This is a genomic window from Roseovarius halophilus (ex Wu et al. 2025) (assembly GCF_047086965.1).
Genome location: NZ_JBKOTX010000035.1, coordinates 1 through 13042, shown reverse-complemented (window position 1 = coordinate 13042; position 13042 = coordinate 1). Strand labels below are relative to the sequence as shown.

At 64.1% G+C, this 13042-nt stretch carries 19 protein-coding genes, 1 tRNA gene and 1 pseudogene; 3 read left to right on the top strand and 18 right to left on the bottom strand.

All coding sequences use genetic code 11. The features are described from left to right. Positions 1 to 42: 42 nt before the first annotated feature. The gene (locus ACH107_RS09530) at positions 43 to 1257 is read right to left on the bottom strand and encodes a TsoY family (seleno)protein (protein WP_412505640.1); all 1215 of its coding nucleotides are present in this window, start codon (positions 1255 to 1257) and stop codon (positions 43 to 45) included. A gap of 167 nt (positions 1258 to 1424) precedes the next feature. On the opposite strand from ACH107_RS09530, the gene ACH107_RS09525 reads away from it, so the two are divergent. Both ACH107_RS09525 and ACH107_RS09520 read left to right on the top strand, forming a co-directional pair. Then, positions 1425 to 1784: a hypothetical protein gene (locus ACH107_RS09525; RefSeq protein ID WP_412505639.1), complete on the top strand. Its 360-nt coding sequence runs from the start codon at positions 1425 to 1427 to the stop codon at positions 1782 to 1784. An 87-nt stretch (positions 1785 to 1871) separates the two neighbouring features. After that, positions 1872 to 1948 (top strand) — tRNA-Pro (locus ACH107_RS09520). Positions 1949 to 2864: 916 nt separating this feature from the next. Here ACH107_RS09520 and ACH107_RS09515 read toward each other — a convergent pair. Genes ACH107_RS09515 through ACH107_RS09475 form a run of 9 tightly spaced genes read right to left on the bottom strand, consistent with a single transcriptional unit; the run spans position 2865 to position 5898 of the window. Then, positions 2865 to 3014, bottom strand: a complete 150-nt coding sequence (locus ACH107_RS09515; protein WP_412505638.1) for a hypothetical protein — start codon at positions 3012 to 3014, stop codon at positions 2865 to 2867. Continuing rightward, positions 2987 to 3229, bottom strand: a complete 243-nt coding sequence (locus ACH107_RS09510; protein ID WP_412505637.1) for a carboxymuconolactone decarboxylase family protein — start codon at positions 3227 to 3229, stop codon at positions 2987 to 2989. Before ACH107_RS09510 ends, ACH107_RS09515 begins: the two co-directional genes overlap by 28 nt. Before the next feature lies 1 nt (position 3230). Next, the gene (locus tag ACH107_RS09505; RefSeq protein WP_412505636.1) at positions 3231 to 3809 is read right to left on the bottom strand and encodes a thiamine pyrophosphate-dependent enzyme; all 579 of its coding nucleotides are present in this window, start codon (positions 3807 to 3809) and stop codon (positions 3231 to 3233) included. Continuing rightward, on the bottom strand, positions 3754 to 4311 hold the full coding sequence (locus ACH107_RS09500; protein WP_412505635.1) for a thiamine pyrophosphate-binding protein: 558 nt from the start codon (positions 4309 to 4311) through the stop codon (positions 3754 to 3756). Before ACH107_RS09500 ends, ACH107_RS09505 begins: the two co-directional genes overlap by 56 nt. Before the next feature lie 15 nt (positions 4312 to 4326). Then, on the bottom strand, positions 4327 to 4464 hold the full coding sequence (locus tag ACH107_RS09495; protein ID WP_412505634.1) for an alpha/beta fold hydrolase: 138 nt from the start codon (positions 4462 to 4464) through the stop codon (positions 4327 to 4329). Then, positions 4461 to 4631 carry a hypothetical protein gene (locus ACH107_RS09490; RefSeq protein WP_412505633.1) on the bottom strand — a complete coding sequence of 57 codons (171 nt, stop codon included), beginning with the start codon at positions 4629 to 4631 and terminating at the stop codon, positions 4461 to 4463. Before ACH107_RS09490 ends, ACH107_RS09495 begins: the two co-directional genes overlap by 4 nt. Then, positions 4582 to 5115, bottom strand: coding sequence for an alpha/beta fold hydrolase (locus ACH107_RS09485; RefSeq protein ID WP_412505632.1), 534 nt, complete (start codon positions 5113 to 5115; stop codon positions 4582 to 4584). The genes ACH107_RS09490 and ACH107_RS09485 overlap by 50 nt, the downstream gene beginning before the upstream one ends. Continuing rightward, positions 5052 to 5528 carry an amino acid synthesis family protein gene (locus tag ACH107_RS09480; protein WP_412505631.1) on the bottom strand — a complete coding sequence of 159 codons (477 nt, stop codon included), beginning with the start codon at positions 5526 to 5528 and terminating at the stop codon, positions 5052 to 5054. The genes ACH107_RS09485 and ACH107_RS09480 overlap by 64 nt, the downstream gene beginning before the upstream one ends. Beyond that, positions 5518 to 5898 (bottom strand): hypothetical protein, encoded by a 381-nt coding sequence (locus ACH107_RS09475; protein WP_412505630.1) that lies wholly within the window; start codon positions 5896 to 5898, stop codon positions 5518 to 5520. Before ACH107_RS09475 ends, ACH107_RS09480 begins: the two co-directional genes overlap by 11 nt. Before the next feature lie 5 nt (positions 5899 to 5903). Between ACH107_RS09475 and ACH107_RS09470 the strand changes: the two genes are divergently transcribed. Then, on the top strand, positions 5904 to 7280 hold the full coding sequence (locus ACH107_RS09470) for a dihydrodipicolinate synthase family protein (protein ID WP_412505629.1): 1377 nt from the start codon (positions 5904 to 5906) through the stop codon (positions 7278 to 7280). 31 nt (positions 7281 to 7311) lie between these two features. On the opposite strand, the gene ACH107_RS09465 is transcribed toward ACH107_RS09470, so the two are convergent. The 8 genes and pseudogenes from ACH107_RS09465 to ACH107_RS09430 all read right to left on the bottom strand — a co-directional run. Beyond that, positions 7312 to 7755, bottom strand: a complete 444-nt coding sequence (locus ACH107_RS09465; protein WP_412505628.1) for a molybdenum cofactor biosynthesis protein MoaE — start codon at positions 7753 to 7755, stop codon at positions 7312 to 7314. 3 nt (positions 7756 to 7758) lie between these two features. Further along, entirely contained in the window at positions 7759 to 8004 is a 246-nt protein-coding gene (gene moaD / locus ACH107_RS09460; RefSeq protein ID WP_412505627.1) for a molybdopterin converting factor subunit 1, read from the bottom strand. Beyond that, positions 8004 to 8669, bottom strand: coding sequence for a CDP-diacylglycerol--glycerol-3-phosphate 3-phosphatidyltransferase (pgsA, locus tag ACH107_RS09455; protein WP_412505626.1), 666 nt, complete (start codon positions 8667 to 8669; stop codon positions 8004 to 8006). Before pgsA ends, moaD begins: the two co-directional genes overlap by 1 nt. A gap of 44 nt (positions 8670 to 8713) precedes the next feature. Further along, positions 8714 to 10582, bottom strand: coding sequence for an excinuclease ABC subunit UvrC (gene uvrC, locus ACH107_RS09450; protein ID WP_412505625.1), 1869 nt, complete (start codon positions 10580 to 10582; stop codon positions 8714 to 8716). A 293-nt stretch (positions 10583 to 10875) separates the two neighbouring features. Further along, positions 10876 to 11652, bottom strand: coding sequence for an SDR family oxidoreductase (locus ACH107_RS09445; RefSeq protein ID WP_412505624.1), 777 nt, complete (start codon positions 11650 to 11652; stop codon positions 10876 to 10878). Between the two features lie 15 nt (positions 11653 to 11667). Beyond that, positions 11668 to 12630, bottom strand: a complete 963-nt coding sequence (locus ACH107_RS09440; RefSeq protein WP_412505623.1) for a calcium/sodium antiporter — start codon at positions 12628 to 12630, stop codon at positions 11668 to 11670. After that, positions 12627 to 12797 carry a hypothetical protein gene (locus tag ACH107_RS09435; protein ID WP_412505622.1) on the bottom strand — a complete coding sequence of 57 codons (171 nt, stop codon included), beginning with the start codon at positions 12795 to 12797 and terminating at the stop codon, positions 12627 to 12629. The genes ACH107_RS09440 and ACH107_RS09435 overlap by 4 nt, the downstream gene beginning before the upstream one ends. Before the next feature lies 1 nt (position 12798). Then, positions 12799 to 13042: pseudogene (locus ACH107_RS09430) on the bottom strand (S49 family peptidase); the annotation flags it as partial.

The window sequence follows — 13042 nt, the reverse complement described above, 5'->3', positions numbered from 1 at the left end:
AAGGGCCCGCCACGGGCATCACCACGGCCACCCGGAGGCGTTTCAGGCTTGGCTGCCGGCGCGCTGCGCCGCCTGTCGGCCGAAATGCCGCCGGTTGAGGTGCGCCAGCAGCCAGATCATCGCGACCTGCGCGACGATGGCAATGGCGGTCAGGCTCCAGAAGGCCGGTCCGAACTTGTCGATGACCCCGGCCGCGACCAGCCCCTTGTTGGTAAAGAAATGCATCAGCACCGCGAAGGCCACGCCGGGGCAGATCAGGGCATAGGCGCCGGCGCTGTCACGCGGGCCGGTCAGATACTCGGCGGCATAATCCAGCCGGCGCAAAACCAGCAGGCCGAGCGCAAGGAACAGCACCTCGACCGCCAGCAGCCGCGCAAGGAAGATCAGCGTCTCCCCGGGGGCGCCGGGGGTGCCGAAGGCGGTGTGCAGCCCGTGGCTCTGGCGCATGAACATGATGCCGAGCACGGTGACGATCGGAACGATGACCATCAGGGTCGGCGCGGCCTCCTTCGCGGTGCCGTGATGCAGCATCGAGTTGAAGCCGGTGATGGCCGCCACAACCGCGTAGATCATGGCCGTGACCCCGAAAAAGGTGCTGAGTACAAGGCTCACGCCGATGGTCGGGGTCACCGCGCTCATCGCGGCGGGCGCGGCCAGCCCCACGCCGATCATCGCCACGGCGAAAGCCGGCAGCAGCTGCGCGAAGGAATTGTGGGCGGTGACATCGAAGATCCCGCCGCCGCTCAGCACCCGGCCCAGGAAATCGCCGATCAGGCGGAAAGCCCAGGCCCCGAGGCCCATGAAGGCCAGCAGTGCGACAGGAAACAGCACTTCGCGCAGGCCCCAGAGGCCGGGCACGAAAACCAGCCCGACGATGAAGGCCACGTTGATCGACATCGCCGCGGCCAACGGCCCGGCCAGCAGCGTCGTCTCGCCGTTGCTGCGGCGCAGCGCGCGGTAAGCCTCCGTCCCGCGGAAGGCGGCCAACGCGCGCAGGTTCCAGACAAGCGAACGGATGTTGAGGAATGCCATGACGGCGATCCCGACCAGCGCAACCCCGATGGCCAGGTGCAACGGCCAGGCGCCGTGCTCAAAGGCAGCGGCGATGTCGGCGAAGACCGGAACCGGCCGGCCCGGGTGCGGGACCCAGAACAGCAGGTACATGAAAAAGGTCACCACCAATCCGCCTGCCCCGAGCGAGGCGAGGAAATAAAGAGGGCTGTACTGGTCAGCCGGACGGTCGGACATGCGGGGCATCGGGGCCTCCTTCATCGCTACACATTCTAATTCGTGAATATGTAGCATATCGGGGGCGCGATATGAAGGGGCGGATTGTCGCTCCCGCGCGCAGAGGCGTGCGCAAGGATTTGTTAACCCCGCGCTGGCACGCTCACCGGATGCGGATCGCGGGGACATGCCTGCTGATGGCGGTGCTGGCCGCTTGCAACGGGCCCGGCCCCGCCTTCCACGGGATCGCACCAGACCGCGCCGTCATCGGCGGGGCGGTCTTTGACATCCGGGTCAAGGGGCGGCGCGCGCAGGCGATCCGCCTGAACAGCGAATGGGCCCCGCGCCTTGCCGCGGTAGCCCCGCGCGCCATCATGGCCATCGAGACGGTCAGCGGCTGCCGCGTGGCCCATCTTGACGGGGATCAGGCCGTTGTGACGGCCCGGCTCGATTGCGGCGACGGCCCGCCGCCCCCGCCGCCGATCCGCGGCCTCGATTGCGCGGTCGATCATCTGGACGAGACCTACGCCCAGATGACCTGCGTCCCGATCCGCTGACATGGCAGGATGCGCCCGAACACGGGCATATCGGGCGAATCCGCTATTGCAAAAATGACAGCACGGGTATAATCGGCTCTCCACGGTCGGAGTGTAGCTCAGCCTGGTAGAGCACTGTCTTCGGGAGGCAGGGGTCGTAGGTTCGAATCCTGCCACTCCGACCAATAGTTGCAATGGCTTAGTTGACCCGTGCGTATGTGCTTACTCTAACGGTAAGCACGTAGTAAGAACAGCAGGGGTAAATCCGGGTCATATCGGGTCGAAGCTGACCCCATTGGCTACAGGCTCAGCAGCTCCGGCGTGATCGCTGTGATGGCCACACGGACCTCGGCCTGCCGTCCACTGCCCGGAACCGGCACAACCACAAGCTGACACGATTTTCCCGACGCCGCAATCGCTGCTCTGACAGGTACCGCGATACCTATCATGAAGGCCATAACAAGTGGCGCTTCGTAGCCCCTCAGTCGCTTTGCCAGAGAGCCAATACTGGCGGCATGCGTCGCCGGCCGCTTCGACCGGGACAGCCAATTCACCGGTTCCAGCACCAGGCCATTCAGATAGAAGCCCGCGTGCCTGCAAGCTGCGACTGATCCCGCCCCGGATTGGTGGACACCCATGATAGGCTTTCGAGCTCACGGAAGGAGTGTGAGCTACTCCCCAACCCGCGGACAGTTTGCCGCGTGAATTAAGCTACTCTTTTGCGCTTGCTGATCAGTTTGGGTTTCGTCTTCCCTCGGCCAACAAACCCCGTCACCCGGTTTCCCGCATAGCTTCCAGTGGGCCAGACCCGGACGCCAACGCCCGAAAGTTTGCCGCCCCAAACAAAGTGCTCTTTGTCTCGCGGTGCGAGCTTGTCCACTATGGTCTTGGTCAGTCAATCTTGGGCCATTTCGCTACGGGAAGCACATGGGAAGCACGGTGCAAATGCATTCGCGCAGATCGCAGCGCACCGCAAACAATAGAAAAGCAAAATTAGAACCTTGTTTTCATTGAAAACGAAACGTCAAAGGTTGCATTAGTCAAAGGTCGAATATGCCGGATCACTAATGCCTTGGCCGTCGGGAAGCAGCGGTCGTAGGCTCAAACCCTGCCACTTTGACCATTTTCAATCATCTCCTCTATTGCTGCCGATAGGCCGGCGATGTCAATGATCGAGGTGAGCTGGATCGCTTCGAGGATCTCCTCCTTGGTCGCACCTTCGTTCAGGGCGTTGCGGATATGGCGACGCACCCCGGCGCCCACAGGTGCGTTGTCGCGGCGTTGATCGCGATGGAGATCAGTTCCTTGGTTTTCCGGGGCAACGGCCCCTGTTTCTGCGGCACGGCCCGGAAGGCGAGGACCGCCTCGAGATAATCCGGGTCGAGGTCTCCGAGCATGTCCCACATCGGGTTCCAGTCCGCGGTCCGGCGCTGTGCCTCGGTGGCGGGATAGGTCTTGTCGGTCATTTCATCCTCCTCGGTGTTTGAAGCTGTCGCGGCGGAACGAGTAGAGCGCGGCCGGGCCCACCTGCACACCCCCCACAGCCGGGCGTCCGCAGGTCAGCGCGTCCTCGATCGTGGCCGCCGTGTCGGACGGGGTTTCGGCGCGGTACTCCTTGGCACCGTACAGTTCGGCCAGCTTGTCGAAAGGCGGGTTGGAAATGTCGGCGCCAATATAGCGTTCGCCGAATAAATCGCGCTGATAGGCGTTTTCCGCGCCCCGGCAGCGGTTGTTCATAACCACCGTCACGGTATTGATCCCGTGGTCGACCGCGGTGCCGAGTTCCGACACCGTCATGCCGAAGCCGCCATCCCCCATCAGCGACACGACCGGACGGTCCGGCGCGGCCAGCTTGGCCCCCAGCCCGCAGGCAAAAGAGAACCCCACCAGCCCGAAATCAAGCGGGGTGAACAGACTGCGGGGATGGTGGTAGTTCAGCACGTCGGTCGCCTGAAGGCAGAGCCTGCCCGCGTCCATCGTCACCGCGGCGTCATGGGGCAGCACGTCGCGAAGGGCCTTGAAAAGGCCCGAGCGGTGGCTCGGCATCGCGTCGGTCAAGATAGGCGGCGCGCTCGGCCTTGAAGGCATCGCCCCATGCATCGGCCGTGGCGCGCGCGGCGAGACGCGAAAGCACGTCACGCGGCAGGTTGAGCTGGACCGGGCCGCGGCGCGGCACCATCGCCTCGCGGAACATCTCGGGGAGGCGGTCGGCGCCAGTCGCGGTCCATGTCTTCTTGGTGACAGGCTTGAACAGCGCCTGCCGGTCCACTTCCTGAAGGGCATCGCGATAGACATGCCCCGATGCCAGCGCCCCCGCGATCGAAACGACGGGCGCGTAGGCGGCGTTGGCCTGGGCGAGGCCGTCGGCCATATGGGTGCCGGTGCGTTCGTCAAGCACGCCGATGAAGCGGATGTCGCGCGCGTCGTAAAGCGCGCCGAACATTTCCATCGTGGCAGAACCGATCACCCCGAAGACATGGCTGGTGCCCTCGGCCTTCAACGCTTCCACGGCCGCCTCGTCGCCCGTCATGCTTTTCGGGTCGCTCATTCCCGTTCGCTTGCCTCAGGCCGATGCACGCCCCAGAAAATCCTTGATTGAGCCGGCAAAGAGCGCGGGCTGTTCGATCAGCCCCAAGTGCTGCAGACCGGGGACGATCACCGTTTCGGCGCCCGGTATCTCGGACGCGATCGCGTGGCTCATGGCGGGGGCGATCCGCTGTCGTTCTCGCATGTCATCACCAGATCGGCGTGCATGATCGGCGGATCGGGGCGGATCAGGTCCCGCACGCCTTCGGCCAGCACCCGGCGGTGCGCGGCGTCATTGGCATGATCGTTGGCCAGCACCACCGCGCACGCGGTCCACCGCATCGGGGTGATCACCGCGGAAGGCGGGGGAGAACCACCGTTCCAGCGTCGCGTCTATCGTTGCGGCCGCCCCGCCCGCGCCGGTGTCGCGGGCGCGGGCCTCGACCAGTTCCTGCGCTTCCGGCCCGCGCTCGTGCGGCGAATTCAGGATCGCCAGCGCCGAAACCCGGCCGGGCTGATCCATGGCACAGCGACGGTTGATCATCCCGCCGAGGGGGAACCCGACCAGCGCGGCATGCCCGATGGCCAGTTCATTCACCAGGTCGAAAAGCTGCGCGCCGAGCGCGGAGAGGTTCACCGGGCCGTCGGGCAGCACCGTTTCGCCGTGCCCCGGCAGATCACAGGTCAGGACCCTGAAACGATCCGCGAGCCCGGGGGCGATGGCCCCCCACGTGCTGGCACGGGTCAGCCCCAGACCGTGGATCAGCACCGCGACGGGCGCGCCCGGCGCGACGAAGATCTCGTCCTCCGCGGGAGCGTCCGGCACGCAGGTATGGATCGTCTGATAATGCAAGCGCCGCCCGCCGTCCCGCGCGTGTTGGTGAAGGCGAGGTAGCTCTTGGCCTTGATCGCCTCGCGGAACTGGTTGCCGAACCAGAGCGAATGGGTCAGCGCCTTTGCGTGTACGATCTCGCCGCCCATGCCGACCACGCTGGCCTTGCCGCAGCCCCCAAGCGCATCGACCGTCTGCTCGAGCAGGATCCCGGTCAGGAGCTGGCCCAGCTCGGGGCAGTATTCGCGGACCTCGGGGCCGAGATCCGCCACATGGCCGCGGCCGAACCACGGGTTGCGGATGATCGCCATGGCCGTCAGAAACCGCGTTGGGCTTGCCACCTGTTTCCAGCCGTCGCCAAAGGTGGTCTGCGACAGCGTCAAGGTGCGCCGGATCTCAATCGGCATGGGCAAGCTCCTTCTCGGCGAATTCGGGGATCACCTCGTCTATGAACAGGCGAAGCGAGCGTTTCTGCTGCGCCGTGTCCATCCCCATCGAGGCGTAATAGACAAAGGCCCCCACGCCGATCCCGTTGTACATCTTCAGTTTCTCGACCACCTCGGCCGGGCGGCCGAACATGAGGTTTTCTTCCAGTATCTCCGGATCGACCCGCGCGTTTCCGTCCAGTTCCTCCAGCGGCACCTGTTCGGGGAAACCGTTGATGACGTCGCCCTTTTTCATCATCAGGTTGCCGAACTGGCCAAGGACATGCCGCACCGAGCCAACCGCCGCCTGCCTGTCCGCTTCGCTGTCATAGACGGCCGTGTGGCGCATCATCGCCCATGTGCCATCGTGTAGCGCCCGCCGTTCTTCACGATCGGGTCGTCGAGCCGTGCGCGCTGCGCCACATGGAGATCGAGCATTATCCCGGCATGACGGGAAAGGCGCTGGCGGCGATCGCGGGGTGGCTCCAGGCGCGGATCGACGCCGCGGCGCAGGCCGGCGGTGGCGTGTTCGACGGGATCACCGCGCGCATGCGGGGCGTGCTGGATGCGCTCACGATCGCGCTGAACGGATCACCGGGGCCGGTGGTGGTGCTTGTCATCATCATCTTCGGCATGCCGCCCGTCATCCGCCTGACCGCCCTTGGCGTGCGCGGAGTGCCCGAAGCATCAAGGAAGCGGCAACCGCATTCGGCCACATCGGCGCGGCGGCGGTTTCCGCGGGGACCGCCCCTTGATAATCCGGCCACTTTGTCGGACGCTGCCGACGCTGGCGCGGATCAACGGCGCCGGCGCCCGTTCAGACAATGGCACAGGTCCATGCAAAACAAATGGTTATCCGGGGTCATCACCCCCTTGCTGACACCTTTCGACGACGACCGGACCATCGCCGAGGACCTGTACCTCGACCATGCCGCCACCTGCTTGGCCGACGGCGCGCATTACCTTTCCCCCTTCGGCACGACGAGCGAGGCGCTTTCGATAAGCGCGCGGGAACGCAGGTCACTTCTGGAAAAGCTCGTCACGACCGGCACGGCGCGGCCGGACCGGTTGATGCCCGGCACGGGCCTGTGTTCGCTTGAGGAGACGCTGGCGCTGACGCGGCACGCGCACGAGCTGGGCTGCAAGGCGGCACTGGTACTGCCGCCGTTCTTTTACGTGCAGGCGAGCGATGACGGGCTTTACCGGTATTTCAGCGAGCTGATCGAGAAGATCGGCGCGGATGATCTGCGCCTCTGCCTGTATCACATCCCTCAAAACACGGGCATCGGCATATCCCCGGCGCTTGCCGCCCGTCTGAACAACGCTTTCCCCGACACCGTCATTGCGCTGAAGGACAGTTCCGGCGACCCGGAAAACACCCGGCGCACCATCGAAAGCGCCCCCGGCATTTCCGTTTTCCCGGGCTCGGAGAGCCTGATGCCCGAGGCCATGCAGCAGGGCGGGGCCGGCTGCATCTCGGCGGGATGCAATTCCAACGTGAGGGCGATCCGCGCTGTCTACGATTGCATCAAGACAGGTGATGCGAATGCTGCCCGGACCGCCATGGAACAGGTGAACCGCCACCGAAAGGCGCTACAGGATGCCGGGCTGATCCCCGCGTTGAAAGCCTTGAAAGCATACCAGACAGGGGACGACCGGTGGCTGAATCTTCGGCCGCCCCTGGTGGATGCGGCGGCGGGCATCGGGCCGGAAATCGCGCGAACGCTGGCATGACGGCGCCGCGCCGCGAATGGAAAACCGGCGGCTACCAGCGTTTCAGCGCGTCCTCGTCCTCCGTCCGGGCGGCGACCCATTCGGCGGTGTCGGAGGTTGTTTCCTTCTTCCAGAAGGGGGCGCGCGATTTCAGGTAATCCATCAGGAATTCGGCGGCGGCAAAGGCATCCTGCCGGTGGCGCGCCGCGGTCGCGACCATCATGATCATCTCGTCCGGGGCCAGCAGGCCGTGGCGGTGGATAACCAGCACGCCCCCGAGGCTCCATCGCTTTTCCGCCTCCGAGGCGATCGTTGCCAGCGCCTTTTCCGTCATACCGGGATAATGCTCGATCTCCATGTGGCGCAGCGCGCCCGCCTCGGTGTCACGCACGATCCCCGAAAAGGTAACCACCGCCCCCATGCCATTTAGCCGCGCGGCGAAATCGCTGGCTTCTTGCCCGAAATCGAACGCGGCGGACTGAACCCGGACATCCATGGTTCAGCCCCCGGTCATCGGGGGGAAGAACGCCACCTCCCGGGCATCTGACAGGGACGCGTCGAAATCGGTGAGTTCCTGGTCCACGGCGACGCGCAGGGCGGCGAGATCGGCGAAGGCGGCGGCGTAGCGATCCTCGCGCGCGCGCAACTCCTCGACAAGCTCGCGCACGGTGGCCGCCTTGGAGTCGACCCGTTCGCGCGGTTGGCCGATCCGTTCCCGGACCCAGGCAAAGTAGAGAACATCCATCAGTCATCATCCTTCAGATGGGGCATTGCCTTGCGAAAGTAATCATAGCCCGTGACGAGGGTGAGCCCGGCGGCGACCCAGAGCAGCCAGAGCCCGGCATGACCCGCCCAGACCATGACTGTCATCTTCCAGCGCAGGCCGCGCATGTCCTCGCCGTTCCCGTCAAGGATATCAACGACACGCGAATTGTCCAAACCCATGGCCGACATCGCGAAATAGTGCTCGAACACGCCTTGGGCGAAGAGGACGGCGATGGCCACCATCTGGGTGGTCGTCTTCCACTTGGCAAGGCTCGTCACCTTCAGCTTGCCGGCGACATCGCCGAGATACTCGCGCAGACCCGAGACGAAAACCTCGCGGAACAGGATGAAGGTGGCCGGCAGCACCAGCCACGGCGACATCGAGGAATACCCGACGATCACCATCAACGCGATCACGACCATCGCCTTGTCGGCGATCGGGTCGAGCATCGCGCCGAGCTTCGTTTCCTGTTTCCAGCTTCGCGCGAGGTAGCCGTCGATCCAGTCCGTCAGCGCGGCACCGATGAACAGCAGCAGCGCGAACCAGTCCGCCCAGGGCCGGTGGAAATAGAGAAACATCACGGCCACGCCCGGCGCGGCGAGCAACCGGATTATCGTCAGTATATTGGGAACCGTGATTGTCATGCCGCCTGTCTAACGACTCGGAAGGACAAGGTGAAGGTGACGATCTATCCCTTTTCATGGAAGTGGTCATAGACCTTCTGCGCCAGTGCCCCCGAAACGCCCTCCACGGCCTTGAGATCGGCCAGGGCGGCCCGGCTGACCGCCTTGGCCGAGCCGAAATGGGCCAGCAGCGCGCGCTTGCGGGCCGCGCCGACCCCCGGAATGTCGTCCAGCGGCGAGGCCGCAACGGATTTCCCGCGCTTGGCCCGATGCGTCCCGATGGCGAAGCGGTGCGCCTCGTCGCGCAGCCGCTGAATGAAGTAGAGAACCGGGTCGTTGTGTTTCAGCGCCATGGGCCGCGCGCCGACGCGGTGGAATTCCTCCTTGCCGTGGTCACGGTCCACGCCCTTGGCGACCCCCACCATCGGAATGTCGTCAACACCCAGTTCTAGCATGATATCGTGCACCGCCGAGACCTGCCCGGCACCGCCGTCGATCAGCAAAAGGTCGGGCCAGTGCCCCTCTTGCCGGTCGGGGTCTTCCTTGAGAAGCCGCTTGAACCGCCGCGTCAGGACCTCTTTCATCATGCCGAAATCATCGCCGGGGGTGACGTCATCGCCCTTGATGTTGAACTTGCGGTACTGGTTCTTGAGGAACCCGTCGGGGCCGGCGACGATCATGGCGCCGACGGCATTTTCACCCTGAATGTGCGAGTTGTCGTAAACCTCGATGCGTTGCGGCGGGGCCGGCAGGTCGAACGCGTCGCGCAGCCCGGCCAGCAGGCGCCCCTGTGTCGCGGTCTCGGCCATCTTCCGCGCGAGGCTTTCGCGGGCGTTGCGCATCGCGGCATCGACGAGCTCCGCTTTCTCCCCGCGCTTGGGCACGGTCAAGGAGACCTTCCGGCCCCGTCTTTCCGCGAGCGCCTGCTCCATCAGGTCCGTGCTCTCGATCGGGTGGGACAGGAGGAGCTGGCGCGGCGGCTCCTTCCCGTCGTAGAACTGGCCGATGAAGGCCTGCAGCACCTCGGCCTCTTCCACGTCGGGGCCGACGCGCGGGTAGAAGTCCCGGTTGCCCCAGTTCTGGCCCGCGCGGATGAAGAACACCTGCACGCAGGCTTGCCCCTTTTCGAGGTGCAGCGCGAGGATGTCGGCCTCGGTGACGGTGCGGGGATTGATCCCCTGAGAAGTCTGGACCTGCGTCAGCGCCTTGATCCGGTCGCGCAGTGCCGCCGCGCGCTCGAATTCCAGCGATGCCGATGCGTCCGCCATCTCGGCCTTGAGCTTGGCCTGTATGTCCGTGGACTTACCGGAAAGATAGCGCTCGGCATCGGCGACGGCCGCGGCGTAATCGGCCTTGCTGATCTTGCCCACGCACGGGGCCGAGCACCGCTTGATCTGGTATTGCAAGCAGGGGCGCGTGCGGCTTTCGAACATGGCATCCGAGCAATCGCGCAAAAGAAAGACGCGCTGCAATTGCGCAAGCGTCCGGTTCACCGCGCCGGCGCTTGCGAACGGGCCGTAATACGCCCCGGCGTCCTTCTTGGCGCCGCGATGTTTCCGGATCATCGGAAAGTCGTGCGACGTCACGTGGATGTTCGGGAAGCTCTTGTCGTCGCGCAGCAGCACGTTGTAGCGCGGCTTGAGCTGCTTGATCAGGTTCTGCTCCAGCAGCAGCGCCTCGGTTTCCGTCGCGGTGGTCAGGAACATCATCGAGGCGGTTTCGCTGATCATCCGGGCAATGCGCCGCGTATGGCCCGAAGGCCGCGCGTAATTCGACACCCGTGCCCGGAGATTGCGCGCCTTGCCGACATAGAGAACACGGGCTTGCGCGTCCAGCATCCGGTAGACGCCGGGGGAACTGTCCAGCGTCTTGAGATAGGACTGGATCACCGCATGGCCGGTTTCGGGCGCTTCATGATCGGGGCTGTCGCACATGGGTACTCAGATATGATTCTCGTTCGGGGCTGCAATGTCCGCGCGTGGGGAACAAGGGGAAACATCTCCACCGTTCCTGTGGACAAGTCTGGAGACAAGTTTCGGGAAGGTGGAAATTTTTGTTGTTTTAGACTGGGTTCTGCAGGTTGCCTAATTTTTAGGCGGCAAATTAAGGTATTGTTTTTTCAACATTATCTTTTGATGAAAACACAAGGACATGAAAACATTATCATTTTTGTAACACTTTGCCGAGGCCGTTGGCCCACGTGCACAAGTCACGTGAGCCTGTGCCGTCACTCCACGCCCAGAACGTCCGGCGTTTCCCATCCAAGGTGCTGGCCGCCATCAATGCACAGCAACTGGCCGGTTACCGCGGGCGCCATCAGGAAGTACCGCAGCGCCGCGTTTATATCGCTCTCGTTCGCGCCGCGCGACAGCACCGTGTTGCGGCGCTGACGGCTGAAATGATCCTCGCTCTGGCGGTGACCCTTGAGGGTCGGGCCGGGGCCGATCGCATTGACCCGCACCCGGGGCGCCAGTGCCTGCGCGGCGGTCTGGGTGAGCGTCCACAACGCCGATTTCGCCAGTGTGTAGCTCATGAATTCCGGGGTGAGCTTGCGCACACGCTGATCGATCATGTTGATGACGAGCCCCTGTGCCACGGGTTCCCCCAGTTCATCGGTGGTCGGGTCGGGGACTTGTGATGCGACCGCCTGCGTCAGCACGAAGGGCGCGCGCAGGTTGGATTCGAAATGCCTGTCCCAGCTTTTCCGGTCGGCGGTCCCGATATTGTCGTATTCGAAAATCGAGGCATTGTTGACCAGACAGGTGATGTTCCCGCCCAGCGCCTCGCCGGCCCGCGGTAGCAGGTCATGCACCTGCGTTTCATCCAGAAGGTCGGCGCACAACGTGACGGCCGTGCGGCCCATGCGGTGAATTTCCGACGCCACCTCGGCAGCCTCGTCGCCTGCCGTCGCGTAGTGCAGCGCCACATCATAGCCCTGCCGTGCAAGTTCCAGCGCCATGGAACGGCCGAGGCGTTTTCCCGCTCCGGTTACCAACGCCCGCATTGTCAAAACCTCCGGTCAGATAAGTACAAGCGTGACGTAGATCACATAAAGGCCCGTCAAGGCCGTGCCCCATATTCGCGAGATATCCCGCTCGAAAAACACGAACGGGATAAGCAGGAGCGAGGCGCCCAGCATCACCCAGAGATCGAAATTCAGGAATTCGCGATCAACGGGGATGTCACCCACAAGGGCCGTGATGCCGATGATCGCCAGAAGGTTGAACATGTTCGAGCCGATGACATTGCCCAGCGCCACATCGGCCTGCTTGCGCAGGGCGGCCATGACCGTTGTCGCCAGTTCGGGCAGGGACGTGCCGAACGCGACCAGCGTCAGACCGATCACCGCGTCGCTGACGCCGAATTGCCGGGCGATGATCGACGCGTTGTCTACCAATATATCCGCGCCGAGCGGCAAACCGACGAGACCCAGCAGCAGGAAAACCAGAATCTGCCACCACGGCATGTCCGGATCGGCGCCTTCGACATCCTCGCTGTCATCGCTCGCAAGGGCCAGCGCCGCCGCTTCCCGCCTGTGTGCGCGCGCCTGACGGAAGGCATCGCCGAGGATGAACGCAAGCACCCCAAGCAATATCAGCCCGGAAACGAAAGTGAATTCCCCGAGAAACGCCAACCCGATGAACAGGGCTGACGCCCCGAGCATGAAAAGATAGGTCTTTGAACAGTGACAGTCACTGGTGTGCAGAACGGACAGCAGGGCCGGCACGCCCAGCACCAGAAGCACGTTGGCGGTATTGGACCCCACGACATTGCCCAGCGCGAGGCCGGGCTTGTTCTCGAGAACCGCATTGACGGAAATGAGCAACTCCGGTGCCGAGGTGCCGAAGGCGACGATCGTGAGGCTAACGATCAGCGCCGGCACGCCAACCCGCAGGCTCAGGTTCACTGCCCCCTTCACCAGTGCATCGCCCGCCAGCAGCAGGATGGCCAGGCCCAGACCGGACAGGAGCCATGGCATCATGGCTTGCGGCCCTTCGAACAGGAACACGGACCCTTGCCGATGCGGAACTTGCCGCACCGGGGGCATTTGGCGGATTGCAGACGTTTCTGGCCGGGAAACCTGAGTTTCCCGAACATGGCCATGACCCCCATGAAGACCAGAAAGAGTATGACGATCTTGACGATCACGTCAGAGGCCGAACCGGGAATATTGCGCGCGCTCCTCGACGGCGGACAGCGCATCGGCCATCAGCGTGGCCCCGAACCGCTGGAAGAGGCTTCGCTTGCGGCCGTAACGGGCAAAGCGCGTTTTCTCGCCGTAGAATTCCTTGAGTTTCGGCTCGATATGGGCGGCCCCGTCGACAAGGCCGAGCTCGGTCGCGCGCGCGCCCAGCCAGAACTCGCCGGTGAAAAGATCCTGCTTGTCGGTGAGC

Excerpts from the sequence above, each read along its gene's own strand:
- ACH107_RS09530 (WP_412505640.1), bottom strand. The coding sequence starts at position 1,257 with ATGCCCCGCATGTCCGACCGTCCGGCTGACCAGTACAGCCCTCTTTAT.
- ACH107_RS09525 (WP_412505639.1), top strand. The coding sequence starts at position 1,425 with ATGGCGGTGCTGGCCGCTTGCAACGGGCCCGGCCCCGCCTTCCACGGG.
- ACH107_RS09510 (WP_412505637.1), bottom strand. The coding sequence starts at position 3,229 with ATGACCGACAAGACCTATCCCGCCACCGAGGCACAGCGCCGGACCGCG.
- ACH107_RS09505 (WP_412505636.1), bottom strand. The coding sequence starts at position 3,809 with ATGCCGAGCCACCGCTCGGGCCTTTTCAAGGCCCTTCGCGACGTGCTG.
- ACH107_RS09500 (WP_412505635.1), bottom strand. The coding sequence starts at position 4,311 with ATGAGCGACCCGAAAAGCATGACGGGCGACGAGGCGGCCGTGGAAGCG.
- ACH107_RS09495 (WP_412505634.1), bottom strand. The coding sequence starts at position 4,464 with ATGAGCCACGCGATCGCGTCCGAGATACCGGGCGCCGAAACGGTGATC.
- ACH107_RS09490 (WP_412505633.1), bottom strand. The coding sequence starts at position 4,631 with ATGCGGTGGACCGCGTGCGCGGTGGTGCTGGCCAACGATCATGCCAAT.
- ACH107_RS09480 (WP_412505631.1), bottom strand. The coding sequence starts at position 5,528 with ATGCCGATTGAGATCCGGCGCACCTTGACGCTGTCGCAGACCACCTTT.
- ACH107_RS09475 (WP_412505630.1), bottom strand. The coding sequence starts at position 5,898 with ATGATGCGCCACACGGCCGTCTATGACAGCGAAGCGGACAGGCAGGCG.
- ACH107_RS09470 (WP_412505629.1), top strand. The coding sequence starts at position 5,904 with ATGTGCCATCGTGTAGCGCCCGCCGTTCTTCACGATCGGGTCGTCGAG.
- ACH107_RS09465 (WP_412505628.1), bottom strand. The coding sequence starts at position 7,755 with ATGGATGTCCGGGTTCAGTCCGCCGCGTTCGATTTCGGGCAAGAAGCC.
- moaD (WP_412505627.1), bottom strand. The coding sequence starts at position 8,004 with ATGGATGTTCTCTACTTTGCCTGGGTCCGGGAACGGATCGGCCAACCG.
- pgsA (WP_412505626.1), bottom strand. The coding sequence starts at position 8,669 with ATGACAATCACGGTTCCCAATATACTGACGATAATCCGGTTGCTCGCC.
- uvrC (WP_412505625.1), bottom strand. The coding sequence starts at position 10,582 with ATGTGCGACAGCCCCGATCATGAAGCGCCCGAAACCGGCCATGCGGTG.
- ACH107_RS09445 (WP_412505624.1), bottom strand. The coding sequence starts at position 11,652 with ATGCGGGCGTTGGTAACCGGAGCGGGAAAACGCCTCGGCCGTTCCATG.
- ACH107_RS09440 (WP_412505623.1), bottom strand. The coding sequence starts at position 12,630 with ATGATGCCATGGCTCCTGTCCGGTCTGGGCCTGGCCATCCTGCTGCTG.